Origin of the sequence: Chamaesiphon sp. VAR_48_metabat_135_sub, assembly GCF_031418915.1 — a bacterium.
Classification (GTDB): Bacteria; Cyanobacteriota; Cyanobacteriia; order Cyanobacteriales; family Chamaesiphonaceae; genus Chamaesiphon.
In genome coordinates, this window is record NZ_JANOJV010000268.1 from 1 (window position 1) to 26,961 (window position 26,961).

Below are 26,961 nucleotides of genomic sequence, written 5' to 3' on the forward strand. Positions count from 1 at the left end.
CCCCCACACCCCCACACCCCCACACTTCAACTACCAGCTAATTGTTGTACTTTGGCTAATAATTCCTGGCTCAATTTAACAAATGCTTTAGAACCAGCAGAGCCAGGATTATCAACAACGACAGGTTGAAAACTATCGATCGCTTTAGCAACATTTACATCCATTGGAACGCGAGTTTGAAAAATCTTACTCGCATCAAAGTCTTGGGTAACTCGTTGCATTACCTGGTCGTAGTAACGGGCAAATAACGTACTACCAGATAGAATAAAGACAACGCCTAATAAACTACTTTCCAAACAGTTTTTATCACCTTGATGGGCTTCGCGAAGCTTAGAGATTCGCCGTTCTAATAACTGCATCCCCACTAAAGATAGTGGTTCGGGACGGGCGGGCATGATATAAAAATGACTGGCCATAATCCCACTTCTGGTGAGGAGATTGTATCCAGGAGCGCAGTCGAGAATAATAAAATCGTATTCGTCGATAACTGGAGCTAAAATATCTTTGATCAGAGATCCTTCAAATCCGTTCCAGGCATCGATGAAATCTATATTGGGATTATTAATAGTTTCCTCATGAAGTTTTTCAGATACTAAAAACTCATCGTAAATATCGATATCTCCAGCTAATAAATCCAATCCTTTGACCCAGGAAACATCAGCGGTAATTAGATCTTTGGTGTCAAACTTGTAACGGCTACTCGGTTTGAGAACTTTAGCAATCGAATAACTAATTGTCTTTTTCTCGCGCCGAATCTTAGCAAAATCTTGAGGTGTGACGAGGCTCAGAGTAGCACTAATCTGAGTATCGAGATCGACAACTAGAACACGCTTTCCATGCAATTTGGCAAGACAAGCAGCTAGATTGACGGTGAGGGTAGTTTTACCGACACCTCCTTTCATATTGACAGTGGCAATAACTAGTCCCATGATTTATCTGAAATAGCTCCCTGACTTTAGTGTGAGGTGCGGACAGTATCCGTAACCGCTACATATGATAGTTGGTTTCGATCGCCTTGAGATCGATTCGAGCTGTTCTAGTTGACATAATTTTACTTATTAGAAGTAGGCAGATGCTACACAGATAGGAAAAGGAATCGTTAGACGGACTTTATCTCGATTGCCAGCAACATCGAGATAAAGTCAGCAGATGTTGCGCTGGATGCTTTACAAGCAGAAAAGTTTCGGCATAATGCCGCTTCGTTCCATTACGGCAGGGGGATTCTGCCGCAGAATGGGTATAGAGCAGATATTCCGATCGCGAAGTCAGGTTAAGCTATATTTAGCGAAGTATAGATATATAGAGTAAAAACGGTGCTGGACATTAGACAGATTAGAGAAAATCCAGAATTAGTACAGACAAAACTAGATCTCCGAGGAGCGGGTGTGTATGACATCCAACCCATTCTCGCTCTGGATAAACAACAGCGCGAGCTAGAATCTACCCGCAGTCAACTTCAGGCGCGAAGCAACGAAATCGGTAAGCTCGTCGGAGTGCAAATGAAATCGGGAACCGCCCCCAATGCGCCAGAGATTCAAGCTCTCAAGGATGAAGGAAATGCTGTCAAAGCCCAGTTAAACGAATTGGAGCCAGCCGAGCGAGAACTCAAAGCGCAGATTACCACTCTGATTTTACAACTACCCAACCTCCCGAGCGATACTACGCCGATCGGTAAAAATGAGGATGAGAATGTCGAACTCCGTAAGTGGGGCGATGAATATATCCCGACAAATTCGCAGATTTTGCCACATTGGGAAATTGGTGAGAAATTAGGGATCTTAAATTTCGAGAGCAGTGCGAAACTCGCTCAGAGTCGATTTGTCACGCTTATCGGCGCGGGTGCGGCTTTGGAACGTGCCTTGATTGGGTTTATGCTCGATCGACAGATTGCGGCAGGATATACTGAAGTTAGTCCGCCGATTCTGGTCAATACGGCTTCGATGACGGCAACTGGGCAACTTCCCAAGTTTGCTGAAGATGGCTTTAAATGTGCCGAAGATGATTTGTGGTTGATTCCCACAGCGGAAGTTCCCGTTACCAATCTCTATCGCGAACAGATCCTCAATAGCGAACAACTTCCCATCCGTCACTGTGCTTACACCCCCTGTTTTCGGCGCGAAGCTGGAAGTGCGGGGCGAGATACGCGCGGTTTGATTCGACTCCATCAGTTCAATAAAATCGAGCTAGTCAAATTCGTTCATCCTGACACATCGGCACAGGAACACGAAGCCCTTGTAGCCAATGCAGAAGCTATTCTCCAGGCTCTGAAACTACCTTATCGAGTGTTAGAACTCTGTACTGGAGATATCGGCTTTAGTGCGGCGAAATGCTATGACTTAGAAGTCTGGCTACCTTCGGCTGGCAAATATCGGGAAATTTCCAGTTGTTCCAATTTTCAAGATTTCCAAGCACGGCGCGGCGATATTCGCTTTAAGGAAACAGGGAAAAAAGGTACTCAATTTCTCCATACGCTCAATGGTTCGGGATTAGCTGTGGGGAGAACGATGGCAGCAATTTTAGAGAATTATCAACAAGTAGATGGGACCATTAAAGTACCGGAAGTATTGCAATCTTATCTAGGCAGAGCGGTACTTTAACGTGAGTTTAGGTTAAGGATCTCCACTCAATGATGTTTTGCTCCGCTCGGTACCCGCCTGAGGATTAATCCCCAGGCTAACCACTCAAGTCCGTTGAAACGGACTTGAGCCACCAGCCCGCACTTTAGGGCGGGGCTAGAGCGAAGAAAATTAATTTTGCTTAACCCAACTGAGGTTACTTTAAGTTGAAATTAGGTTACAAGTTAAGTCGGGGGTATGTCCTCACTTTTCTTTTCGACTTGATAGTGTAAAAATAGTTCTTGTTCGACTCGATCGACACTCAACAGTCTCAGTCTAGGAGCCAAGTCTGAAGTAAAGCCAACTCCAGAAACCGGACTGGGTGCCGCACTACCCCCATAGATAAAGGGGCAAATAGTCAACCACAATTCGTCTATAAAATCAGCCGCAAATAAACTTGCTGCTAGTTCAGAACCACCTAGAAAACAAATATTTTCTACACCCAATTCAGCCAGTTTAACTTTCACAGCTTGCCAATCAATATCGCTACCATCGGCAGTTTCACAGACTAAAACGCGGCCGAAACTAGCTCGCTCGATCCAATCGAGCGAGCCTTTTTTAGTTGTCAATAACCATCGTTCGATCGGTTGACTAAAAAATGGTAACTGAGGATCGATCTTACCACTCCGAGAACAAATAATCTGGGGTGGTTGAGGTGTTTGTCCTCGATCGATCCTAGCTTGAATCAACGCTCGATCTGGTTCCCGTACTTCACTACTTTCATTTCCATCCAACAGGGTACCGCTACCAACTAAAACTACATCAGCTAATAATATTTGCTCTACCATATGGGCATAATCTCTGTCAGAGCCAAATGTTGGAGGTGATTTTGTCACATCCGCAATCTTGCCATCGGCAGTCATCGCGAGCACGAGAGTTGTCTTCATTAATTAGTGGGGAGTTGGGAGTTGGCTGTACCACAGTAGGCGTGTGGGGAAAATTGACGAGCGATTTTTAATCCACTTTCAACTTTCCACTTCTTCAATACAACCTTTTCAGGACGTAATCTGACAGATCGAACAATGCTTGGAGTGAAGTTGAGGGAGCTAAACCCTTCAGTTGGGCGAGAGCTAACTGGGCGTGGTGGTTGGCAAGAGCGCGAGATTTGGCAATCCCATCACTATTGAGTACCAAACTCATCGCCTTCTCCCAGTCTGCCTCATCTTCAAATTCAGTCGCAATTAATTCGACAAGTTGGGGATGTTCTTCCATCGCGTATAGCGTTGGAGCGGTTAGATTTCCACTTGCCAAATCTGAGCCAGCCGGTTTACCCAAAACTTCATCGGAAGCGGTAAAGTCGAGAATATCATCGACAATCTGGAAAGCTAGCCCTAGATTGCGTCCATAGAGATATAGTTGCTCGCAAGTCTCTGGAGATTTGTCACTGAGCAAGCCAGCCGCTTTGGAACTATTGGCAAGTAGGGAGGCAGTTTTATAATAACTCTTCTCTAAATAGGATTCGATCGAGAAATCCGTTTCAAATTGATTCAATCCCTGCTGAATTTCTCCTTCAGCTAAGTCCATAATCACCTGTGACAGCAGCTTAACTACTTCTAGGTTGTCAAGGTTGGCCAGGTACCAAGACGACTGGGCGAAGAGGAAATCGCCCGCTAGTACCGCGATTCGATTATCAAATAGACTGTGTACTGTTGGTACACCCCTACGGGTGGCGGCTGTGTCTACCACGTCATCGTGGACTAGACTCGCCGTATGGATCATTTCGGTAATTTCTGCGAGTCTGCGGTGACGTGGGGTAATTTCCCCGTCAGGCATTGTGGCGCGGGCAATTAGCAAGACGATAGCTGGGCGCACGCGCTTTCCCCCAGCCCCAAATAAATGTTCGGCGGCTGCGTATAAAATTGGGTGACGGGCACCGACGAGGTTTTTGAGGTTCTCCGTCAAAACTTCTAGGTCAGTTTCAACAGGAGCAAATAGGGATTTCACTGAGGTCATCGATCGAGCGGCTCAGAGGATGAGTTTACGAAAGTTTACATATATTCTAAGCTATTTTCCCCCACATAGGTATTAGGTATTAGGTATTAGGTGTTAGGTTTTAGGCCTTAGGGGGTGAATTCGAGTTTTCAGGGGTGTTTTGACCAATCTTAGTTATTGAGGATTAGGTATTTTAGTGCTCAAGCCTAAAACCTCAAGCCTAAGAAACTGTAACTGTCGGGAGAGTTATCTGTTCGACCAACGGCTGAGTAGGCAGCCATTGAGTTGCAAGTTGGGCAAATTGCTGAGGATCGCCACTGACGATGAATTTGGTGGATAGAGCGTTACTGTGGCTTTGGATGCCAAGAAGGTTGAGTTCTTTAGCGGCAGCGGCGACAACATCAATAGCGGGGTTAACAAATTTGACAGTGCTGGGGACAAATTTCCGCAAGATGGGTTCGAGGTGGGGATAATGGGTACAGCCATAGACTAGAGTATCGATCGATCGATCGAGTAATGGTTGAATATACTCCTTGGCAATCTCTAGCGTATATGGTTCTTCTAAGCGATTATTTTCGATCAGCGGGACAAATTCAGGGCAAGCAACTTGCCATACTTGGGCAGTTGGGTTTGCTTCGCGGATTGCGTGGAGATAGGCATTACTATTTACCGTAGCTGGAGTCGCAATTACTCCAATCCTTCGCCCCTGTCGAGCGGCGGCTCTAGCACCAGGTAATATCACACCCAGAATCGGCAAATCGTATTCATCGCGAACGGTTTCTAAAGCTAGTGCCGAACTGGTATTACATGCCATAATTGCCATCTTCACCCGTTGCTGCACCATCCAATCCAATGTTTCGCGGGTAAATTTTAAAATCTCTGCTGCACTCCGGTTGCCATATGGCACTCTCGCAGTATCCCCAAAGTACAGAACCGACTCATGGGGGAGTTGGCGATAGATTTCTTGCAAAACAGTTAATCCCCCCACTCCACTATCAAATACACCAATTCTGGCAACTTCATCTGACTGGATGTGCTGGTTAGGAGTGAGTCGGTCTTGCATATGGTTGGGAAAGGTCGAATAAATATCAGTAGTCGATCGAAACCTAATTACGGTCTTTGATGTACTGGATAATTCCCTTCGCAATGCCTTCTGCCATCACCTTTTGATAATCATCTCGACGGAGACGAGCAGCTTCTGCTTCGCTAGTCAAATAACCAGTTTCGACTAGAATAGCGGGGATTGTCGATTTTCGCAATACTAGAAACCGCGCAGATCGCACTCGTCGATTATTTAAGTAGAAACCATTTTTATTTACATAATCGATAACAGCGTTATGCACGGTTTCGGCAAATGATTGTCCGAGATTGTAATGATATAGCTCCAAACCATTGACATCGGGACGATTATCGATCGAGTTGGCATGAATACTCACGAACAATGTTGCACCTGCTTCCCGCGACATGGTGACTCGTTCGTCCAAACCAACAAAATAATCGCTATTGCGGGTCATTTTCACAGCAATGCCCTGTTTTTCGAGAATTTCGGCAACTTTCTTGGCAACTGGCAAAATTACATCGACTTCCCTTAGACCACCCAAACCGATTGCGCCAGGATCTTTACCACCATGCCCAGGATCGAGCATGACTAAAGTTCGTCCATTATTCGCCCTGACTGGGGGTGAAGTGTCCTGCTTGGGAATCGGACGGTTTGCCGCTCTGGGAACAGTAATGGTTACCGCCTCAGGTGGACGGCTCGCAATGCGGCTAGTTCCGGAAACAGGCTGCAAGTAGACCCAACGACTATCTAGATACTGACGGACGATATCGACTTTGATCCCGTCCGCACGGCGAACGACGATCGAAATATCATCGCCTTGAGTAGTTACGGTCATGTAGCGTTGCGAGTCGGCAGGAACTTGGTATCCATGTGCTAGCCTTGCATTGGGGATTACGACCCGATAATTGCCAGATTGCATGTCCAACCCGATTGTATATCTGAGTTGGGTCTTATTCAGGCGGTCAGCTTGCACCAAAATTCCCGTGCGGGTGGGATCGAGAGCGATATAATTGATTGGCGTGCCTGTATTACTAGTGACAATCCTCGGTCGATTAGGTTGCGCTGCCACAATTTGACCGTTTTCGTTGAAAACTGCGACTGGTCCGACTGGAGCACCTCGCGAAAAAGATTTGAGCGATTGAGGTGTGGGCAACTGCACCGACCACTGTTTGTTTGTACTAGCTTGGATTAGCACTTGCTGTGGATCGAGGGCATATTCAGGATCGAGTTCCAAGACCATTCTCGTTCGATCGACATCGAATTGACCTACTCTGAGCGACTTGAGACCATTACTGAGGACTTGGGAAGAAGTCGGCTGATTGAGCCTTGTATCTGGCAGATCGATAATCAGCCTACTGGGGTTAGCCAGCATTTGCGCTTCTGGGTTCACTGCGGCATTTGTACTAAAATCAATGCGATTTTCAGTCGCATTAAATTGCCAAGACAGAATTTCTGCCGCCGTTGCTGGTAGCGATACCATCACGAAACTAAAAATACTGGGTAACAACCAGTTGTATCTCACTATACTTACTCCTACTGATGGGGATTACATGGATTAATTCGATCGTGGATAAAGAGTTGGTAAGGTCGATCCGCGCTCGGGAACTGGAATAGTCACATACCAATCGATCGGATTTTCGCCAGTAAACTGCACTCTTTTGGGGTTGAGGGTATACCCTGGCTGTAATTCTAAAACTAGTCTAGTCGTATTACCATCAAATTGCCCTGCTCGTAAAGATCTAAAGTTACCCGTTAATTTTTGGGTGATTGTTGGTTTGGGAAAACTGATTCCTGGTAAGTCTACCACCAGTCGAGTCGGATTTAGTAACATGACAGCTTTGGGCTGAACCCCAGCATCAGTCTTAAAATCTAACCGATTTCTACTTGGATCGAATTTCCAAGACACCAATTGACCAGCATCTGCTGGAATAGCTAGCAAACAGAAACTACAGACACTAATTAGTAAAAATTGAAATCTCGCCATACTTCATCCTTAACAGTGAACTTGACCGCCAACCATCGATTCTCGTTCTCCTTTGCGTTGGCGATAGCCTGTCAGATGCAAAGCATCTGTCGCTTCAGCAGAAGCTATACCAACGATTTGCTTGGCAGCTACGGACAATCTGCAAGAATCGATTCTCCAAGAGAGGGGCTACTTTAACTACACTTGATACAAGTTTGCCAACAATTACTGGCATTTACTTAGATGAATTTGCATATCATATTGTTTCTGTTTGCTGCGAAAAATTAACAGTTTAGGACTCTGTGGTAAGATAACACGAATCTGGTATCTAGATACTCAATTCAAGCTGTAACCCGATCGAGATATCTGGATCGACTCTGACAAGCCGCAGTAAAGCTCATTTTCTCGAAATTATGATGTTCGGCATCAATCTGGGCAGATATTCGCCTAGTGTTATCCTCCAGACACTTGATTATTTTTACGACTGACTGCTAAATTGAATTGGTAGTTCCAAGCTAGCTTAGACTAAATAGTTTAACTATAGAATGCCCGATTTTCCGATCGAACTAGCTAATTTACGATTTTTGTCTTAGATCATCGATGCTCCCGTAAAGACACTTTGCGTTTCTGAGATCTTAGCCATACCCAGCTTGCTGAGATCCGATACGACGGCAACATTCAGGATTGGAAGGGCTTGAACTTACATATTTAACGAGATGCCGCTCAATTGAGGCGATATTGCTCGATCTCGCTAGTTTTACAGAGGGATTGAGCGAGGTGGTGCCAAATGTGAGTATGGATAGACCCCATTTTTTGCGCGAGTTTTCAACTAATTTTTGCGATAGCGAAGATGACGTTTGAATGTCTGCTTAGTTTCTGAATCTAGTAAACTCCAAATGCCTAATGTACCGGAAAAGAAGAAAATAATACTAGATACATATAAAATCGAGATCGACAAAGCGATCCACCAGGCCCAACGCTTGAACTGACGAAGGTGGAAAATCAACACTTCTAACAACATCCCGATCCCAAAGATGCCAATTCCAACCCACAAACTATTTAGCATTGATTGGACGTTAACTGCTACCAATTTCCCCTCAGGTACGGTGGTTAAAATTCCATAGGGATTGCGTAGCAGCAAAACCAGAAAAATATACAGATAGATCGTAAAGCTGGCATTCCACTGCAACCGTTTCAGGTGATTCCAATAAGCAATCAGACCTAGCAGAACCGTAATAGCGATCGCATCAAACCAGAAATGCATAGTTGCATGAGGAGATTGAATACTACCACTATTAAACACAAACATTAATATCAGCATACTAATGGGTACAGAGCGTAAACTCCAGATTGCGACCATTAGAGATGTGGGTGTTGACATATTTGTGAGGAGCATCAATCTAAAATAATGAATTTAATAATTTAATAGTCCAGGGCGATCTAGAATAATTGAGAAAGAGATCGTTTCACGTTCATTGAGAATTAGGCAAATTCTTCAAAATTACGCTAGAAAATAAAATATCAAGCAATCGTTAACTACAACTTTCGCGATCGGCGACCGACAAAATCTAAATCGTATTTCTCTATCCGCCATCATAACAAACATACCTGAAATGGAATCCGCCAAAGTACTGACAGCACAATAGACTGCTATCATCAGTCAGAAGATCGGTTGTCAGTTTTGATGGCAATATTAATAAAAACAATAATTTTTAACTGTTGCAAGGAGTTCTAATTTAATACCGATATCATCTTAAACCGGACAAGATTTGCTAAAGTGAGAAGTGCAGACTGCAAGGGCATAGGAACGCAACACAATGACAGGTAAACTTTTACTCGTAGATGACGAACCCGGATTGCGGGAAGCAGTCCAAGCTTATCTCGAAGATAGCGGGTATCTCGTTCAAGTGGCTAGTAGTGCCAAAGATGCCTGGGAATTGCTTCAACAACAGTTACCCGACTTAGTGATTTCTGACGTGATGATGCCCCAGGTTGATGGCTATCAGTTTCTCAAACAAATGCGAGAAGATCCTCGCTTTAAGGCGACACCTGTCATTTTCTTGACAGCCAGAGGCATGAAAGCAGATCGAATTTCTGGCTATCAAGCTGGGTGCGATGCTTATTTGTCCAAACCCTTCGATCCTGATGAGCTGATCGCGATCGTCGGGAATCTCCTGGAACGCCGCACTGTCGCGGTAGCAGCCTCTCAAAATCCTGAAATGGAAGGTATTGCTAAACAAATCGCCGCCGAGCTGCGGGGGATGCTCAACCCCACCAGTGGGATTGTCAAAACGCCACCCCCGATTCGGATCGATCTCACCCCGCGCGAGCAAAGCGTGCTGGATTTAGTCGCGGCTGGATTGATGAATAAGGAAATTGCCAAACAGCTTGAGACTAGCGTGCGGAATGTCGAGAAGTATGTCAGTCGTCTATTTGGCAAGACAGGTACGAATAGTCGCACCGAGCTTGTGCGCTATGCACTAGAACATGGGTTGACAAATTAAGGTAGTTGGGAATCGGGAGAATAAACAAATATTCCAATGTTGCTGATTTGAGGTATTATTTCCCGTGCTTGAAACCAATCTATCTCCCTATCACCCAGTTTCCCCCTCTCCCCGATCCTTTGATGTTAATTCTGCGGTGGTTTGGATTGTGTCAGTTGGGACATTTGTGGAGATGGTTTCAGGGATAATTGCTGGAGACTTAGAAGCTTCTGGTTTGCTGGCAGTTGTAGGGGGTTGCACTGCCTTGCCGAGGGGTTGGGATGGAGCTGGAGCTGGCTTCACTTCTAGTCTGATCCAGGCTTCATCGTCAGCCGCCAAATCGGTGCTGGCTGGTGGAGAAAATTGCTGAACAGGCATAGATACCGGCTCGTTTCCGGGTGCTGCTTCCTGGGTAACTGAGGGTTCAATGGGAGAACTTGCAGCTAGAGGTTCGACGGCTGGGGTCGTAGTTTTTGTGGGTGTCGATGGTTTGGGAGTGGCAGCGGGCTTTTTAGCTGTGGGTTTAGTTACTTTTGGTGCTGATGGTTTTAAACCTAGCTGCTCTTTGAGTTTATTGGCAGTAGGCATCGGCGTTTGTTGACTGACGGGTACCAGTTGACGGCGAAGTTTGAGGGTTTGCCATGCAAACCAGCCTAACAGAGCGACGCTAGCCGTTTGTCCGACTAAAATACCCCCCGTCTCCTGACGAGCATAAATCCAGAGCGCAAGAGCATAGAAAAAACCAACTCCACTCCAGATAAAATCCTGTTTGCGATGGAGTTCGGGAAAGAAAAAGGCGGAGATATACAAACCAACGCTACCCGTACCTACTAAAACAGCTAAGATGTATGCCAGCATTTTTATAGAACACTCCTATGGGCCAATGTCTTTGACTAGATTTAGCATCTCACATCTTGGTAGTCAGTCGATCGATCTTAACTCGTGGGACATATCCCCGACTGCTTCGAGAAGCGACGCGCGCTCCTCGGGGAACCCGAGGGTTTAGCGGCGTTTTTATTCGGGGGTTCCCCCCGAATAAAAAAACGACAAGACAGCGCGTCAAGACCAGCAGCGAGACAAGATAGTCGAGGATATGGCGTAATACTCTAAAGCCTTAAACTGTTACTGCAACAGCTTCTACTTTCGCGGGTAGTAACTCAAAATTGGTAAAGCTAAACTCAGTAGTTGTAGGTTGTCCATCATCTACGCCTTCGATGATACGTTGGCTGAGAAGTTGAAACCCACCGACTTGTTGATAGTTGTCTTCAAAGACGATTTTCTCGCTTTTGATTTCTCCCGTTGCAGGATCGGCGTAGATGGAGTCATAGCGATGGGAAAGATAGCCAGCACCAGTATCGTGACTGCTAAAAGTATCGATCGTCACCATCACGCCATGCAGATGACGATGAACGTGACATACCTCATTATTGCGGACTTTATATCGATCTCCCATCGGTTTTTCTGGCATGAGGATTTCGACAGCACCCGTCGCGTCGGTCTCACCATAGGCGAAAGTATTCATACTGTGAGTTTCCGCAAAAGTCCGGCGCACGCGGTGGATCGCAACTTCGCGAAGTTGTCCGATAATCGATTTTCGTGCTTCTTCATTATCGATCCCCGTGACTTCCGCACTCAAATTAGGTTTGACCAAAATATTGCCAGTAAAGATATCATCACCTTTCTGAAATTTAACGGCTGCTGTGTAACCAGGAAAAGTCGGCTCCCAAGTATAGCGATTTTCGTAAGCAGCTTGAAATAAGTCCTGTGCTGATTTTGATTCTGTCATCTTGCGTAAACGTGCTATTTGGTATTTAATCCCATTTTAGAGATTTTTTCCTGAATTTTCTCTATATTGCGATCGAGATGATGATAAATTATCAAGTAAGATGACTAGCCCCGATTTACCATTACCACTATCGAGTCCCACTCTTGGACAGATCGCCGCAGCTTTCGCTGTCGAACGCCAAGTATTAATACCAGAACTAGCGCGATCGATTGAGGATAAAGAAAAGATCGCTGCTGGACTATTATTATGTTTATCATTGGCGATCGGTCAAACGATTGCTGGTGTCAAAATTGAAAGACTCGATCGCATTTATCCCCCAGGTCGCAATCAAGGGTTAATCGATTTTAAATTAGTCTGTCTGCTCCCCACTCAAATTCAAGTTAATTTGGGGATTTGCATATTACCATTCTCAGATCCAGCGATTGTGAGCGAAGCTTGTACTAGACTTTTAGTTTACAAGGATTTTGGACTCGATCGCTTGTGTTTACTTCGTCAAAGCGATCTGATGAATAATGTGCGTCAGTTACCGACCTGTTTGCCTAAGTTATTATCTACAGATATTGGCGGTCATTTTATCCCACTTAGATCTAAAGATGTCCTATTTTTACTGGCTACTTTATCGGTGTTTCAACAGAAGCAGCAACATGAGGTCACAAACCAAATGATTTTTGCATACTTAATGCAAGAGGAATTGTTAATCAAAAACGATCTGATTAAAAGTATGCTCGTCGCAGCACAGTTTTAGGCTTTCGATCTTAGGTGTTCCTAATGCTTTTAATTTCATTTTTCAACCCAACTTACTCGATTTTTTTAATTCACTTTCAACTTTCAACTAACTCATGGATATTATGACAATTTTACGGGAAGACTATGCTAAATTCCCGATCGAGCAAAACTACAAAATATATGCCGACGATGTATATTTTCAAGATCCCCTGACCCGATTTCACGGACTCAAACGCTATCAAAAGACAATCGAGTTTATCCAGAAATGGTTTAAAGCTCCACAGCTAGAATTATATGAGATCGATCGAGTCGAACAGTTAATCACCACTCGTTGGTCATTGAGCTGGAATACACCGCTACCCTGGTATCCACGGATCGAAATTACTGGTAAAAGTGAGATGAGATTAAACGATCGAGACTTAATTATCAGTCACATTGACTATTGGGATCGATCGCCACTAGATGTTTTAAAACAACACATCAAAATTAGATACGAAAAGTAGAGAATGGATCGTCACCGATCGGGAGTATTAAAATAACTTTATTAAACGTCCTCTTAAAAAATCAGCGTAAATTCTAGCATCCGATTTAACTAAATGAACTCCATCTCCAGTTAACCATTCTCTCGATGGTGGTTCTGGTAGCCAATCAAAATTGTTACTAGGAAAAAGCTCTTTCATAAATATTCGATATTCTTTTACAGATAAAGTACTTTTTAGCCGATAGTCACCGGGGACGTTAAATAAAATAACCTGTGTACCATCGTGTTCGATTTTTGAAATTTGTGACTTAATATGTTGAGATTCCTGTCTTAATGAACTTTTTTCCCCTTCTGATAAAAGTTTTGAATTATTCTGAATTGCTTGAGATATCAGCCGATCTCCTAATTTTTTATACTCTGAGGTTAAAGGCTTATCCTCTTTTTCTCCAAGATCTTTTTGCGTCTTTATTTGTCGATCGACTACCTGGGACTGATATATTAACTCATGAAATATTTTAGATAGTGTATGAAACATTAATATTATTTGGACAGATGGTTTATACTCTTCTCTGAAACTAGGTAAATAACGACGTAAAGGATATAAAACTGGATTATAGTTGGATTCAATTATTTTCTTGTCTGCTTGAATCCGGATAGTATGGTTAAGTTCAACCAATAATAGCTTTGGCTTTATATCTTGTCTGATAATAGCTTCCAGACCTGTTTGAGCGCAACCTCCGCTCATGCCTAGATTAATAATATAGTCTCCAATTTTGTCAGTAGGAATGTTGTCCGTGAGTGAACTACCGACTAAAACTACATTCAATTTTGAATATGGTTGGTAAGAATACCTTTGAATTCTAATTACATTCCTTTGCCACTGATTGACTCCCTCTGATGGTTGAAGAACCTTCAATCCACCTAGCAAAGAATAACCGATTGACAAAAATAATGTTACCAATAATGAATGAATAATGGGATTTTTAATTAGCTTAAAATTAAGCACAGGTAAATTCATTAGAATAATTACGTTTTTATTGTTCAGCCTAGAATTGAAAATATATAAATCCACTTGAATTACCGCTATTTAAAATAATCATTACTATCATTACTCCTAAAGCTGTATTTTTACAGAATTTCCAAGAATTTTCATATTTACTCATCTGTTTTGTCGTGAGAATATTCATGCAGGGCAAGTGAATTAAATGATAAACAATAATTGGCGATGAAAACAATAAAACAAACTCTATATAACTATTATTATTAGGTAAATTTACATTCCTAATCATAGTATTGACAAAATTAAAAACCTGCCCAATGTCGGATAATTTGAAGAATAGCCAACCTATAGAGACAAAACAAAATACTACTAAAATATTGAGCGTGTCAAGCACAAATTGATACCATCTATTGCCATTAGTGTGGAGTTTTACATCGATCTTGTTGCTGAAAAAGCGTTCTAATACTAATGCTATGCCATGAAAGCTGCCCCAAATTGCATAATTCCATGATGCCCCATGCCAAAGACCACCAAGGAGCATAACTATCATCAAATTTGCATACGTTCTTAGTTCTCCTTTTCGATTTCCGCCCAAAGATATATATAAATAGTCTCTTAACCAATTTGATAATGATATATGCCAACGTCTCCAAAATTCGGTAATTGAGCGAGAAATATAAGGAAAGTTAAAATTTTGTGGCAACTCATAACCTAACACTGATGCTAGTCCGACCGCAATTAAGGAGTAGCCAGCAAAATCTGCAAATATTTGCATTGAGTAGCCAAGTAGCAGCACAATGCATGTAAGGGTGCTAAGAGTTTGGTAATACGGAAAAGCAATCCAGAACGTGTAATCTTTTAAGTTATCAGCAACTACCATTTTCAAAAAATATCCGACCGTCAGGGAACGAAAGACTATATCCCAATTGATATCTTTAAAATATTTTGCTTTGATTTGTGGATAGAAATTACTTGCCTTTAATATAGGTCCAGCGATAAGATGTGGGAAAAATGCGATAAAAAGTGAACTTTTCAAAAAATGCTGAGGAAGTCCTCTTTTTATAAAAGAAGATTGTTTTCGATCTGCAGTATCACGCAAAACATCCACAAGTAAACTGATGCCCTCAAAAGTATAAAAAGAAATTCCGATTGGCAGTGGTAAGTGCAAAAACATTGTGACGACACCCGCCGCTGAGTTATTAGATTCAGGCAATAGTTTAATGAATAAATTCGTAATTAAAGCCGCATACTTAAATAATATTAATATGGACAAGTTAAGTGCAATTCCCGTGACAGCCCATCGAATTTGTTTTGAATTGCTACCGTCTGCAATTTTATAGCTAATTATGGTATTGATAAAAATTGATACGAGTAGTAGCACTAGTAGCAATGGTGAGTCATAGCTGTAAAAAATCAGGCTAGAGCAGACAAGAATAATAACTTGTAATTGACGAAATATTGGTATGTAATAGATAACAGATGTAGCTAAAAATAAGATTAAAAATGGAAAACTATTGAATAACATACACTTTTATAATTTAGTACGTTGGTTATTAGTAATCTTAGGTTTTAGATGTTGTTTGAAAAATACAAATTAATCTCGCCTAAAAAAGCTTGCTGTATATATACAAGTTGACTATATTTATTTTCTAAAGTTGAATCTCCCTGTCTTGTCTACCTGGTTGGTGCGCTGTCTTTTCTTGTCTCGCTGCTTGTCTTGACGCGCTCAACCCTCGGGGAACCAGATTTGTTAAGCCAGGTTCGATCTATCCACCAAAGAAAAATTACTCTAACTCTTTTCTGTCATTAAACCTCGATCGAGTGTAGATGGAAGTTTGCCGAAATATTTGAGTTTCAGTATGATTCTTTTTCAAATAGATCGACACTACTTTTTAATGGGAACTTTGAATTCTATAGTTCGATCCTAGCCCCCTTAAAAAGGAGATTTGGGTGATTAAAAATCGATGCGGCAACTTAAACGAACTGAATATTACTACGTAATATAAAAGAAGAGGCTGGAGGGATTGAATCTATACTTTCCAAATACCCTCCAAAGCCTAAAACCTAGAATTTATTTCGTTGCGACCAGACCCGTGTGGGTAATCCCCAAACATAGATAAATCCCTCAGCAGCTCTGTGATCGAACTTGTCATCTTCACCGTAGGTAGCCAAATCCATGTCATAAAGACTATACTCTGACCGCCGCCCGACGATGACCGCATTGCCCTTAAATAACTTAATCCTGATAGTTCCGGAGACTCGCGCTTGGGTTTGTTCGACAAAGGCATCCAAGGCAGCTTTAAGGGGCGAATACCAGAGACCATTGTAGACAAGCTTGCTATAGGTTTCTTCAATTCCCCGTTTATATTGGGTCACATCGCCCGTAAGCGTGAGACTTTCTAACTCTCGGTGAGCCTGAATCAGCACGGATAATGCGGGAACTTCGTAGATCTCGCGCGATTTAATCCCGACGAGGCGGTTTTCAACCATATCAATTCGCCCGATCCCATGATTGCCAACAATTTGATTCAATTGGCTAATCAGAGCTACTGGAGCGAGGGCAATACCATTAATGCTGATGGGAACACCACATTCAAAGCCAATTTCAATATATTCTGGCTCATTTGGGGTATTCTCGATCGCTTTAGTCAGCGCGTAAACTTCTTCGAGCGGCTCTACCCAAGGATCTTCCAAGGGACCAGCTTCAACGCTGCGTCCGAGTAAGTTTAAGTCCACACTGTAGGGCGAAGACTTTTTCACGGGGGAAGGGATACCACATTTTTCGCCATACGCGATCGTTTGTTCGCGGCTCATACCCCATTCCCGTGCTGGTGCTAGCACTTTTAAGTTAGGATTGAGTGCCGCGATCGATACATCAAATCGCACTTGATCGTTACCTTTTCCAGTACAACCATGCGCCACAGCATCCGCTCCATATTCCTCAGCCGCTTCGACTAGCAATTTAGCAATCAATGGACGAGCTAAAGCGGTAGAAAGTGGATAACGATTTTCATACAGCGCATTCGCCTTGAGCGCAGGAAAAGCATAATCAGTGATAAAACTCTCCGTAGCTTTAGCCACCAGCGAGACACTAGCACCTGAATTTAAAGCTTTGAGACGAATCGGTTCCAGTTCATCTCCCTGTCCCAAATCTGCGGCGAGGGTAATTACTTCTTCGACACCCCATTCCTGCTTGAGGTAAGGGATACAGACGGAGGTATCTACCCCACCAGAATAAGCAAGCACAACTTTTTTAGCACGACTCATAACAGTAGTTTCACTTTTGAACAACGAGTTTTATTATAGGGGGTAGGCTTTAGGCTTTAGGCTTTAGGACTGAGATTTTTTGTTCGGATCGCAAAACCTAAAACCTAACACCTAAAGTGTAAAAAAGGTGTCATATCTAGTCGATACAACACCTATCAAAATATTAACTCTGACCCTAAAGCCTAAATTTAAGATTTAGCTTCTAGACGAGCGTAGAATAAACCGCGAATTTTGACTTCTTTGGGATCTAGAGCACCTAAATCGGTATCGGAAGGCTGTTCGCTTTCAAAGATACCAGCGACTTCGCCAGTATCACTGTTGACTTTGGCAACTTCAAACTTGATTTTGCCTTTGCCAGTTTGTGCGCGTTTGGTGTTCTTACGATCGCCCTCGCGACTTTTTGATTCAGCTTGGAGTGCATTGGCATTATCATAACCACTAGCAACACCACGACCTTTGGGGTCGAGGAAGACAGCACCGCGATAGGATGGGACTTTATATTCACCCGCAAAATCAGTAGAAGTATTGATACTATCGACACCAGGTTGACTGGTAGCAACTAACTCTTTAACGGTGAAAAGGAAGGGTACTAACTCACCACCAGGCAGTTTAACCGTGATAGCTTGGAAGTCAATCCCGTCTTCTTCTTTGAAGGTTAGAGTCCGATCTGCTGTCAAAGTGACAGAACCTCTGATCTGGTCGAGGCTAGAAGTTGCTCTGGTTACCAATTTACCTGTCACGAATTCAGCTTCCTGACGTTTGTTTTGAGATTCTTCTTTAACAAAGTAATTGGTTGGCTGGATACACATGTCTACCAATTGGTAACTCTTTGCTGCATCCAGTGGAATGGAACCCCGACTGGTATCGTCAATGACAGGACAGTTATTGGCTAATCCAGTGCCCCGAATATCCTCATAAGTCAGTACTGTTGTTGCTGATACGGGAGCATCACTACAAGCCGTCAGCAAGCCAATACAGATGGCGAGCAGAGCGGCAACTAATCCGCGAAATTTCATGATTAACCTCAATCTTCGATATATTTTATGTTATTACAGTCTTTGCTAGTGTGTTAGCCTAAATCGAACTAATCGAATTAATCTTCAAGATTGTGTTCGATCGTAGCTATAGACACAGTAAGATAATTGTCTTGTCGATCGGTATCTTACCAAAAAATTGGGTTTAAAGCCCCGCCTTTTTAAGGCAAATTTACAGGTTCGTTCGCAAGAGCTTCCCATCTGCAAATAAATAATTCGAGCATATTTATTTGTACGTTTGCCCGCAGATCTCAGAATGTAAATTTATATTAAAAATATTTGACAAGCCAAGCTAAATGAATATAGACAAAAATTCCCTTTCATCTTCAGAGTTAGCACCAGCCGAATTGTCCGATGCACTTGCAACCAATGCCGAGCATCTGGATCGGATCGCCAATGAAATATACGATCTTGCCGATCGAGATCGCACAGATCCGCTCGCACTCCTTCAACTTTTGCGCACTCTAGAACACCTTCATCGCGAAATTCAACAAGACTATTTTCAATCGGCACTCCCGAATAGTCGTCAAGCTCTATATACCCTGCTGCGAGATATTGAAGAAAATGGCGGCTGGCCATATATTCAACGGTGGAAACTCCAAGCTCTATTTGCGAATTTAGCCAAAACAGAAAAATAAGGATTGCAAACGGCGACCGGTACCCGATCTCAATTACCTACACATACGACGCTCGCTCATTTTCGATCGGAAGATAGTGAGATTAAGCAATTCGGCTGGATTTTACAGCAGAAATACCAACCAATTTGCTGAAACTGCTAGAATTCTTACTGTAAATGTCTTAGTCTCGATCCTATAAGCAATCGAACTAACCGTTTCGCAGCTTCGATCGCAAATGCTATTGCTCTGATATCGTTCGCGTTGGCGGAGCCTTTGCCTGAGCAGAAGTGTGGGATTTGCTCGATCGAGATGACATAAAAGTATGAAAATATGCATGAAAATTTAAATGACCAACCTGACATCCCGATAGATTCTCACCCCGACCTGCAACAATATCCCCAAGACGCACGCGAGTATTACAATAGGGGTCGGTCTCGCGATCTTGGTGGCGATCGAGAGGGTGCTCTGGCGGACTATAATTGCACGATTCAACTCGATCCTAATTATGCCAAAGCATACGTCAATCGGGGATTGTTGCGCGATCGGATGGGCGATCGACAGGGTGCTTTATCGGACTACGATCGCGCGATCGAACTCGACGATCGTAGTCCGATTAGTTACTACGATCGAGGCAATGTTCGCTACCGCCTCGAAGATCGACAGGGTGCATTAAGTGACTACAGTCGCGCCATTCAACTGGATGTTACCCATGCAAAAGCTCATTACAACAGGGGTTTAGTTCGCTCTCAGTTGAACGATCGACAAGGCGCACAAGCAGATCTCCAAGCCGCCGCCGAGCTATTCCGACAACAAGATCGGGATTGGGATTATCAACGCACCTTGGAAAAAATCCACGAGCTTTAACACAAGATGTAAGTCGTAAATCGTAACCGATAGTCTGGTTGCAGAGCCTGCTGTTTGTGCTTACGATAGGCTCAGGGCAGTACTTACGATTTACGACTTAATCCCATGAGCATCAGAATTTATGGCAATCGAGAGTTAAAAACATTGCCAGGATTAGAAACTAGACCTACATCAGCCCGAGTCAGACAAGCATTATTTAATATTTGGCAAGGATCGATTTTAGATTGTCGATGGTTAGATCTTTGCACTGGTAGTGGTGCGATGGGTGCGGAAGCTTTGTGTCGGGGTGCCAAGAGTGCGATCGGGATCGAGCGATCGATGGCAGCTTGTAGTATTATCGAGCAAAATTGGACGAAAGTCGCAGGTGAATTCCAAGAGTTTCACGTTTGGCGTGGCGATGTGGTGAAGCGGTTAGCGGATTTAGACGGACAAAAGTTCGATCGAATTTATTTCGATCCACCCTATGCGGGAAAAATATATCAGTTAGTTTTAGAAGCGATCGATCGATCCGAGCTACTGGCGATTGGGGGAGAACTTGCGGTAGAACACAGTCCCGATCCCAACATCTGTGGCTTACCCACAGCACTATCAAAACTCGAACTCTGCCGCTCTAAAAACTATGGCAATACAGCGATTTCTTTCTATCAACTCAGAAAGATAAGTGGATAAGCAGCCGCAACAGTTGAACGATCTACTGATTGGTGCGCTGTCTTGAGCCAAACGCACGCACAGGAAACTTTCTAACGACACGTCTGTGCCTACGGCAGGCTTCCGCCAACGCCTACAGCGCGATTTGGTTCGCTGTCTTGAAAAGGTGCTTCGCTTGGGGTTTCCCCAGGTAAAGCACCTTTTCGCAAACCCTTGGGGAAGCAGAGGAGCGCGCATCCGCTATCCACCATCTACAAACCGAGCTGATTGCCGCGCTTATACTGCATGTAAGCAGCAACAAATAAGCCGCTGAGAGTAATGAAAACTAGACCGAGGACAATTCCAGCTAGTAAAGGTTCTACCACGTTGAGACTCCGCAATGAGATGATTCCTTCTAGAGTATCGGGTTTAGGGGGATTGGCGCAAGGTATTCGTCCCTGGTTACTGCTGTAGCCGTATAAATGGCGATACTTAAATTACGTCGTAAGTCGTAAGTCGTAAGTCGTAAGTCGTAAGTCGTAAGTCGTAAGTCGTAAGTCGTAACTTTTTATCGTAAAACTTTACATTCGGAGAAAAAGCTTAAGATATTTAAGAAATGTATCACCAATCTGAGATTTATGGATACACTATTAGTGGCAGACAAGAGCCTCAAGTGCAAGATCTGCATTTTTATACATTCTTAATTTAAGTTCTAACTATAGCAGGCACGTCTTGGATATCCGACTACCTAAACTCAGGCAAACATCGTGGCAACAGATCGGATCGATCGTAATGGCTTGCTTGTCGATTTGTCTATGCGCGATCGTTGGTTGGCACTCGCTTCAAGAATCCAATCCATATACTACGAGCGTGTTAGCAAAAACAGGCGATCCAACTCTCGGACATGCAATCTTTCAGATTAATTGTAGTGGCTGTCATGGATTGTATGCAGGCGGCCGAGTTGGCCCGAGTCTTCGCGAAATCTCCAGACGCAAGTCGCCACATAGTCTGATCGAGCAAGTGACAAGTGGTAATACGCCCCCCATGCCCCAATTTCAGCCCAATCCGCAAGAAATGGCCGATCTCCTCAGTTATTTAGCAACACTCTAGCAGCTTTGGTACCCCCAGATTAGCGCGTCAAGATTTCCAGCGACGATTGCGGCGTGGCTAATTTTGGATGACCCTTGATGTAAAATCTCAATTGTGATAACGATCTAGCGCAGATACTACGCGCATGAGATCGCCAGATTTGTTAATTGCATTTTCCCCAGTAAAGCGAACTTGTGCAAATTCGACTCCAGAGAGTGAATCTAGCGAGCATGAGGTTTCATGCGTGAGTTGGGTTTATGGTGGCGCGATGACGGGTTTAGAACGATTTATAGGGCAATTTAGAGCTAGGATACTTGCCATTGTGGATGATTTGGGCTAAAGATGTCGGAGCTAGATTCGATCGCAACAGTCACATTTACAGAGGCAGAAATAATGAGAATTAATATCATCTTGTCTCTATCTCGATCGATATCATTGCTCGACTTATGTTTGGATGAAAGACAAAAAATTGATACTAAGATAATCGAAATACAGTAAAAAAAGACCATTTTAGTCTAAACTAAAAACAATTAAACGAGACAATCAAAAATAAATATTTTAATATGATGCAAGCATATGACAACAAAAAGCTAGTTTTGGTCTATATCATCACAAAGTCTGAGTTAGGCGGTGCCCAAATGCACCTCTACGATCTAATTCGATCCCTACATCATACATATGAGATCCATCTCGTCGTTGGCAGTCTGGGTTGGCTAGTAGATCGATGTAGCGAATTAGGTGTTGTCTGTCATCATTTACCGATATTAACTAGAAATATTAGTTTACTTAAAGATTTATGGGCGATCGGCGAGTTTGTTGCGTTAGTCAGGCAAATTAAACCAGATATCATTCATGCCCATAGTGGCAAACCAGGATTGATTGCCAGAGTTAGTGGGGCTATTTGCAGGATTCCAGTTATATTTACCGCTCATGGTTGGAGTTTCGATCCACATATCCCAAAACTGAGGAGAAACATTGCTTTTGTAGTGGAAAAACTATTAACTCCGTTAGCTACTAAAATTATTTGTGTCTGTGAAAGCGATCGCCAACTGGCAATTAAGTTAAAAGTGGTAAATAGCGATCGAATTGTCACAATTCATAATGGAATTAGTACTATCGATGCACCATTGGCAACTCCAGAAACTAATCCACCTCAATCGATCGTAGTAGCCCGTTTTAATAAACAGCAAAAAGACCATGAAACCTTGATGCAAGCAATTAAAAGTATCGATCGAGAATTCAATATTTTGCTAGTAGGTACAGGGCCAGATTGGGAAGAAGCGAAGATCGCCGCCCAGGACTTAAATATTGGCTCGAAAGTTACTTTCCTCGGAGATCGGTTAGATGTAAAAAATCTGCTAGCTCAATCACAATTCTTTGTATTAGCAACACATTATGAAGGTTTATCGATCAGTATTCTAGAAGCAATGCGTGCAGGGCTTCCAGTCATAGCGACTAATGTAAATGGCATTCCCGAACAGGTTGCGGATGGAGTCACCGGATTACTAGTTCCTCATCAAGATGTTAATGCATTGTCTGAAGCGATCGTCAAACTCATGAATGATCCAGTTATGCGCAAGAAAATGGGTGATGAAGGTTCAAAAAAATTGGCTAAAGAATTTACGATCGATCGCATGATAAACCAAACAAAACTTGTTTACCAATCTATTGATATCGGGAAGTATTAAGTTAAGTATTTATGGATTCTCCACCAGTCATTAAACCAGTTCAACTGTCATCATTAGATTTAGAACGGCTAGCCTATTTACGATCGATCCAACCGGCTAGATCGGCTATTGTAAGATCTTCCTCTCGCGGCGAGAGAATTGCCGATCTAGTGACAGAGATTGTTGGCTCATGGCGATTTATCATCATTCAAAGTTGCTTATTGACAATTTGGATCGTTCTGAATATTATTGCTTGGATCGGTCATTGGGACCCCTATCCATTTATTTTACTCAATCTTGCATTGAGTTTTCAGGCAGCATATGCGACTCCGTTTATTTTGATGAGTCAGAATCGACAGTCTGGAATCGATCGAGACAAGGCACAACAGGATTTGGACTGCGATCTAAAAGCGGAAATGGAAATTGAATTACTGCATGAAAAACTAGATTCTCTCAGAGCCAGAGAAATAGCCGAGCTGCACTTATTAATTAAAACTCAATCTGAAACAATTGCTAAAATCGAGCAATTGCTCTTGCAACAAAAGATCTGAAGATAGTTGAAAGTTGACGCTTCTCCTTAGCTCAACACCACGCTACAACTGACGTATCGCCAAAGGCGAGGCTACGCCAACCGTGCCAGAAATTGAAAGCTTGCCCTGAAGCTCAACCAAGAATTAAAAGCTTTGAGAAGATCTGTCTCTGTCCGAGCAGAAAAGTTGAAACCGAGCTGTTTTAGGTTGTTTTACTCAACCCGAGGTGGATCTGGAAGATCGCGACTGTTATTATCTGCTGCTGTTAAGAGAGGTGACGAAATGGAGATCGAGACTGGATCTGATTCTTTAATCTCTTGTAGTGTGACCTGTCGATCTGGGCTGAGTGAAAACTTAGCTTGAGAATTAGATGCAACAGCTAACACCGTACCTAAGACTAAATACACTGGAAATGGTAAATTGATATCCTTAATTGACTGATACAATTGGGCAATAGCCAAGAGGATGAAGAAGACTGCAATCCAAAATTGAGGCATAAATTTGAAAATTTATGGTGAATGAGAATCTCCATCGTTTTCGATAGAGCTAATTTTTGACTTTGTTTTAGAGATAAGCTGCTCGGCGTTCAAATCAGATATTTTTTAGTTAGGAATATTGTTCCCCACTTCTTGCAATCGCCTATCGATCTGCTACCCATTGCCTAAATTGCTACTAAACTTAAATGCGTACCAGCATAGATATTGCGTAGAGTGGGCACCGCCCACCATCAAAGGTTTTGGCAATTTCTGTTTAATAAATATTTGCACCTAGCTACTTAAATTTAAGTGCGTGCCAACTTAGTTGTGTAGACCATATCTGAATAAATCATAATTGTCAAGGGTGGAAAAACGGACACGATCGAGTCCGGATGGATCGGATCTATCGATAAAATCTAGTATTTACAACATTCTTAAATTTACAATAAAGATGATAAGCTGTTATGCGACGAGTTAGGAAACCTTAACTTTGGCAATTATTGAAATAACCCCCAATTTCCCAGGTTCAACTACGACAGACCGACTACTAGAGACGATTGAGAATTACCCTAATGGCTTAACAATTAAGGAATTAGCCAATATTTTAAACCGTCCGATCTCGATGATTCAAATTTGTCTAAAAATTCTAATAGCTAGCCGAAAAGTAGCTATTAGACGGCAAAGTGATGGTGCACAATTAGCCCCTGTGTATATCTCTAAATCGGAGAGAATTCAGTCCCAGCATCCGTTTCAACTAGCAACTAGAAATAGTTCTGGCAACGTAACACCGATGCAATTAAGGGAAGTCGCTGGTTTGACAAAAATCCAACTTGCGGCAGAATTAGGTTTGAGTGTGAGAACGATTAATGATTGGGAGCAAAAGCGTTCTCAACCTAAATTAGTGCCTTCTCAACTCAAACAGATGATGTCCGTGTATCAATGTACACTCGATCGACTGATTGAGGCATTTGAATAAGTATTAAATAATACTTTTGTTCAGATGATGTCAGTAGCTCGATCTAGATTTTACCGATCGATTGAGACATTTGAGTAAGTATTAAATAATACCTTGTTTCCAGCGATTGCTTGTAATTTAATAATTAATGGCCCTAATGTATAGGTATCTCGATCGACAATCGTTTGGATTTCGATCGAGTATTTTAGTTTTTTGACTCGTTCTAAAAATTGGACGTATGTTGTCAGTTGTCCGTCGCCAATTTGTGGTCGATCGTCCAAAATCCCCGAACGTCGAGCGCGGAGTTGGGATGTTACCAAGAGAATATTTAATTGTTGCCGAATCTGTTCTTCGGTCATGGTCATTGGATCGATAGTTACTCCGGCAATTTTGGTATCTCGATCGAATAGTTTTCGATTAGGTGTAGCGTCAATAAAGACTTGAATATTTTTGTCACCAATAACATAATTACCCGTCGAAAAAACTCGAACCACATAGTTTTGACGATCGGCTATTTGTTGTTTGAGTTGTGTTAACTGATTGGGTGCAATTTCAATCACCTGTCGCTTACTTGTAAAATCATCAGGATTAGTAGCTTGGAGCGCATTAAGATTAGCTTGAATTAATAAGCTGTTAATAGCTTTGGTAGCGGTTTCTATGCTACTGACTTTCAGAATAGTACTAGCTAAAACTTGATTGCGTAAAATACCGATATTACCCTGACGAATCTTGCGATATTCTTGTTCAATATTATTGACTTCTTTTTCAAGCGAAGCCAAACCTTGGCGATTAGCTTTAATCTGCAACTCAATTTTCTTGAGCTGTCGATCTCGAAGTTTTAGTTGCATGGCGCGAGTTTGAAACTCTCGTTCTAGCTGTTGATGCTGTCTATCCTTTTCTTTGAGTTGAGCTTGGCGAACTGCGAGTTTGCCATCGAGTTGTTTAATTTGAGTTTCCAACTTCAATAGTTCTGATTCCTGTGTTTGCAGTTGCACTTCCATATTGGTCAATCTCGTAGTCTGTTGTTCCAAATCTCGGCCTACTTTTTTAACAGTACTTTCATAGGTTTGAAGGCGTTGAGTTTGACTTACTAAATTGGGTAAGGCGGTAATCGTATTGAGTTGCTGTTGAAGTTGAGATTTTTTGCTGCTCGTACTATTGAGTTGCTGCTGTAGCGGCAAAATCCCATTTTCTAGGTCGTTAGCCCGTTCTTGAAGTTCCTCTACCTGTGCGGAGATCGTTTGCTGCTGTGCCTTTAAATCGCTCCGCTGGCGGGCGATCTCCGTTACTTCGCGAACGAGATCGTTCCGTTCTCCAGAGACAGACTGGAGCTGCTGTTGAGTATTTTTAAAGTTCTGTGCGGCAACTGATTGTTTGAGTACTTCATCTTTGAGCGATTTATTAATTCCTGATAGCAGATTCTTGGCTTCTGACTGCTCGTTGCGTGCGATTTCTAGCTCTTTTTGGACTCGATCTTTTTGTTCGAGAGCGCGAGCGAGATTTTCTTTGGTATCCGAAAGTTTGCGCTGAATTTTTTGGAGATCGAAGACCCCTGTACGGAGTTGTTCGCTGGCTCCAAAAATCAGTGTTAGTACGGAAGCTGAGATCAGTGTGCCCGTAAAGATCGTCACTAAAGTTGCGGTTTGACGCGGACGTAATTTAAATAATGTCAATCTTGCCTTACCCACCCGCGTCCCAATCCGATCCCCAGACACCGCAATGATGCCCCCCAGGATTAAAATTGCCCCGATAAGAATGTAGCCACTGGTCATAGGGAGGGAGGGAGGGG

30 protein-coding genes are annotated in these 26,961 nt (G+C 42.8%); 12 read left to right on the top strand and 18 right to left on the bottom strand.

Going from position 1 to position 26,961, the window contains the following annotated elements; genetic code table 11:
* Positions 1-26: 26 nt before the first annotated feature.
* Positions 27-929, bottom strand: a complete 903-nt coding sequence (locus RMO55_RS18650; protein WP_310429077.1) for a ParA family protein — start codon at positions 927-929, stop codon at positions 27-29.
* 384 nt (positions 930-1,313) lie between these two features.
* On the opposite strand from RMO55_RS18650, the gene serS reads away from it, so the two are divergent.
* Positions 1,314-2,597 (top strand): serine--tRNA ligase, encoded by a 1,284-nt coding sequence (serS, locus tag RMO55_RS18655; protein WP_310429079.1) that lies wholly within the window; start codon positions 1,314-1,316, stop codon positions 2,595-2,597.
* Positions 2,598-2,800: 203 nt separating this feature from the next.
* Here the strand turns inward: serS and RMO55_RS18660 are convergent, their stop codons facing one another.
* The 7 genes from RMO55_RS18660 to RMO55_RS18690 all read right to left on the bottom strand — a co-directional run bounded on the left by RMO55_RS18660 (position 2,801) and on the right by RMO55_RS18690 (position 8,951).
* The gene (locus RMO55_RS18660) at positions 2,801-3,502 is read right to left on the bottom strand and encodes a RibD family protein (protein WP_310429081.1); all 702 of its coding nucleotides are present in this window, start codon (positions 3,500-3,502) and stop codon (positions 2,801-2,803) included.
* Positions 3,503-3,596: 94 nt separating this feature from the next.
* Positions 3,597-4,568, bottom strand: a complete 972-nt coding sequence (gene sds, locus RMO55_RS18665; RefSeq protein WP_310429083.1) for a solanesyl diphosphate synthase — start codon at positions 4,566-4,568, stop codon at positions 3,597-3,599.
* 199 nt (positions 4,569-4,767) lie between these two features.
* Positions 4,768-5,610, bottom strand: coding sequence for a glutamate racemase (gene murI, locus RMO55_RS18670; RefSeq protein ID WP_396134400.1), 843 nt, complete (start codon positions 5,608-5,610; stop codon positions 4,768-4,770).
* 43 nt (positions 5,611-5,653) lie between these two features.
* On the bottom strand, positions 5,654-7,114 hold the full coding sequence (locus tag RMO55_RS18675) for an N-acetylmuramoyl-L-alanine amidase (protein WP_310429085.1): 1,461 nt from the start codon (positions 7,112-7,114) through the stop codon (positions 5,654-5,656).
* 48 nt (positions 7,115-7,162) lie between these two features.
* Positions 7,163-7,591 carry an AMIN domain-containing protein gene (locus RMO55_RS18680; protein ID WP_310429087.1) on the bottom strand — a complete coding sequence of 143 codons (429 nt, stop codon included), beginning with the start codon at positions 7,589-7,591 and terminating at the stop codon, positions 7,163-7,165.
* 9 nt (positions 7,592-7,600) lie between these two features.
* Positions 7,601-7,729: a hypothetical protein gene (locus RMO55_RS18685; RefSeq protein ID WP_310429089.1), complete on the bottom strand. Its 129-nt coding sequence runs from the start codon at positions 7,727-7,729 to the stop codon at positions 7,601-7,603.
* A gap of 670 nt (positions 7,730-8,399) precedes the next feature.
* Positions 8,400-8,951: a hypothetical protein gene (locus tag RMO55_RS18690; RefSeq protein WP_310429091.1), complete on the bottom strand. Its 552-nt coding sequence runs from the start codon at positions 8,949-8,951 to the stop codon at positions 8,400-8,402.
* Between the two features lie 436 nt (positions 8,952-9,387).
* On the opposite strand from RMO55_RS18690, the gene RMO55_RS18695 reads away from it, so the two are divergent.
* A complete protein-coding gene (locus tag RMO55_RS18695; RefSeq protein WP_310429093.1) occupies positions 9,388-10,074 on the top strand; it encodes a response regulator transcription factor in 687 nt (228 codons plus the stop codon).
* Positions 10,075-10,164: 90 nt separating this feature from the next.
* Here the strand turns inward: RMO55_RS18695 and RMO55_RS18700 are convergent, their stop codons facing one another.
* Both RMO55_RS18700 and RMO55_RS18705 read right to left on the bottom strand, forming a co-directional pair.
* Complete coding sequence (locus RMO55_RS18700) at positions 10,165-10,911, bottom strand: Ycf66 family protein (RefSeq protein WP_310429095.1); 747 nt, start codon at positions 10,909-10,911, stop codon at positions 10,165-10,167.
* A 256-nt stretch (positions 10,912-11,167) separates the two neighbouring features.
* Positions 11,168-11,839 (bottom strand): DUF3386 domain-containing protein, encoded by a 672-nt coding sequence (locus tag RMO55_RS18705; RefSeq protein ID WP_310429096.1) that lies wholly within the window; start codon positions 11,837-11,839, stop codon positions 11,168-11,170.
* 100 nt (positions 11,840-11,939) lie between these two features.
* Between RMO55_RS18705 and RMO55_RS18710 the strand changes: the two genes are divergently transcribed.
* Together RMO55_RS18710 and RMO55_RS18715 are read left to right on the top strand one after the other, a co-directional pair.
* On the top strand, positions 11,940-12,584 hold the full coding sequence (locus RMO55_RS18710; RefSeq protein ID WP_310429098.1) for a hypothetical protein: 645 nt from the start codon (positions 11,940-11,942) through the stop codon (positions 12,582-12,584).
* Between the two features lie 94 nt (positions 12,585-12,678).
* On the top strand, positions 12,679-13,068 hold the full coding sequence (locus RMO55_RS18715; protein WP_310429100.1) for a DUF2358 domain-containing protein: 390 nt from the start codon (positions 12,679-12,681) through the stop codon (positions 13,066-13,068).
* 27 nt (positions 13,069-13,095) lie between these two features.
* Here the strand turns inward: RMO55_RS18715 and RMO55_RS18720 are convergent, their stop codons facing one another.
* From RMO55_RS18720 to RMO55_RS18735, 4 genes are all read right to left on the bottom strand, one after another.
* Positions 13,096-14,064, bottom strand: a complete 969-nt coding sequence (locus tag RMO55_RS18720) for a hypothetical protein (RefSeq protein ID WP_310429102.1) — start codon at positions 14,062-14,064, stop codon at positions 13,096-13,098.
* Positions 14,065-14,092: 28 nt separating this feature from the next.
* Entirely contained in the window at positions 14,093-15,571 is a 1,479-nt protein-coding gene (locus RMO55_RS18725; RefSeq protein ID WP_310429104.1) for an MBOAT family O-acyltransferase, read from the bottom strand.
* A gap of 539 nt (positions 15,572-16,110) precedes the next feature.
* Entirely contained in the window at positions 16,111-17,313 is a 1,203-nt protein-coding gene (locus tag RMO55_RS18730) for an argininosuccinate synthase (protein ID WP_310429106.1), read from the bottom strand.
* Between the two features lie 188 nt (positions 17,314-17,501).
* Positions 17,502-18,329 carry a photosystem II manganese-stabilizing polypeptide gene (locus RMO55_RS18735; protein ID WP_310429108.1) on the bottom strand — a complete coding sequence of 276 codons (828 nt, stop codon included), beginning with the start codon at positions 18,327-18,329 and terminating at the stop codon, positions 17,502-17,504.
* Positions 18,330-18,643: 314 nt separating this feature from the next.
* On the opposite strand from RMO55_RS18735, the gene RMO55_RS18740 reads away from it, so the two are divergent.
* Positions 18,644-18,985 carry a hypothetical protein gene (locus RMO55_RS18740; protein WP_310429110.1) on the top strand — a complete coding sequence of 114 codons (342 nt, stop codon included), beginning with the start codon at positions 18,644-18,646 and terminating at the stop codon, positions 18,983-18,985.
* Between the two features lie 102 nt (positions 18,986-19,087).
* Here RMO55_RS18740 and RMO55_RS18745 read toward each other — a convergent pair whose 3' ends face one another.
* Positions 19,088-19,300, bottom strand: coding sequence for a hypothetical protein (locus tag RMO55_RS18745; RefSeq protein ID WP_310429112.1), 213 nt, complete (start codon positions 19,298-19,300; stop codon positions 19,088-19,090).
* Between RMO55_RS18745 and RMO55_RS18750 the strand changes: the two genes are divergently transcribed.
* Together RMO55_RS18750 and rsmD are read left to right on the top strand one after the other, a co-directional pair.
* Complete coding sequence (locus RMO55_RS18750) at positions 19,295-19,828, top strand: hypothetical protein (RefSeq protein ID WP_310429114.1); 534 nt, start codon at positions 19,295-19,297, stop codon at positions 19,826-19,828. The genes RMO55_RS18745 and RMO55_RS18750 overlap by 6 nt on opposite strands.
* Before the next feature lie 105 nt (positions 19,829-19,933).
* Positions 19,934-20,497, top strand: a complete 564-nt coding sequence (rsmD, locus tag RMO55_RS18755) for a 16S rRNA (guanine(966)-N(2))-methyltransferase RsmD (protein WP_310429117.1) — start codon at positions 19,934-19,936, stop codon at positions 20,495-20,497.
* Positions 20,498-20,727: 230 nt separating this feature from the next.
* Here the strand turns inward: rsmD and petG are convergent, their stop codons facing one another.
* Positions 20,728-20,841 carry a cytochrome b6-f complex subunit V gene (petG, locus tag RMO55_RS18760; protein ID WP_310429119.1) on the bottom strand — a complete coding sequence of 38 codons (114 nt, stop codon included), beginning with the start codon at positions 20,839-20,841 and terminating at the stop codon, positions 20,728-20,730.
* Between petG and RMO55_RS18765 the strand changes: the two genes are divergently transcribed.
* From RMO55_RS18765 to RMO55_RS18780, 4 genes are all read left to right on the top strand, one after another.
* Positions 20,795-20,929 carry a hypothetical protein gene (locus tag RMO55_RS18765; RefSeq protein WP_310429188.1) on the top strand — a complete coding sequence of 45 codons (135 nt, stop codon included), beginning with the start codon at positions 20,795-20,797 and terminating at the stop codon, positions 20,927-20,929. The genes petG and RMO55_RS18765 overlap by 47 nt on opposite strands.
* A gap of 318 nt (positions 20,930-21,247) precedes the next feature.
* Positions 21,248-21,565: a c-type cytochrome gene (locus tag RMO55_RS18770; protein WP_396134407.1), complete on the top strand. Its 318-nt coding sequence runs from the start codon at positions 21,248-21,250 to the stop codon at positions 21,563-21,565.
* A gap of 542 nt (positions 21,566-22,107) precedes the next feature.
* Complete coding sequence (locus RMO55_RS18775) at positions 22,108-23,232, top strand: glycosyltransferase family 4 protein (protein ID WP_310429122.1); 1,125 nt, start codon at positions 22,108-22,110, stop codon at positions 23,230-23,232.
* A gap of 11 nt (positions 23,233-23,243) precedes the next feature.
* The gene (locus RMO55_RS18780; RefSeq protein ID WP_310429124.1) at positions 23,244-23,762 is read left to right on the top strand and encodes a DUF1003 domain-containing protein; all 519 of its coding nucleotides are present in this window, start codon (positions 23,244-23,246) and stop codon (positions 23,760-23,762) included.
* 191 nt (positions 23,763-23,953) lie between these two features.
* On the opposite strand, the gene RMO55_RS18785 is transcribed toward RMO55_RS18780, so the two are convergent.
* Positions 23,954-24,238, bottom strand: coding sequence for a hypothetical protein (locus RMO55_RS18785; RefSeq protein WP_310429126.1), 285 nt, complete (start codon positions 24,236-24,238; stop codon positions 23,954-23,956).
* 469 nt (positions 24,239-24,707) lie between these two features.
* On the opposite strand from RMO55_RS18785, the gene RMO55_RS18790 reads away from it, so the two are divergent.
* Positions 24,708-25,193: a helix-turn-helix transcriptional regulator gene (locus RMO55_RS18790; RefSeq protein ID WP_310429128.1), complete on the top strand. Its 486-nt coding sequence runs from the start codon at positions 24,708-24,710 to the stop codon at positions 25,191-25,193.
* A 50-nt stretch (positions 25,194-25,243) separates the two neighbouring features.
* Here the strand turns inward: RMO55_RS18790 and RMO55_RS18795 are convergent, their stop codons facing one another.
* Positions 25,244-26,944 (bottom strand): DUF3084 domain-containing protein, encoded by a 1,701-nt coding sequence (locus RMO55_RS18795; RefSeq protein ID WP_310429130.1) that lies wholly within the window; start codon positions 26,942-26,944, stop codon positions 25,244-25,246.
* Positions 26,945-26,961: the final 17 nt, after the last annotated feature.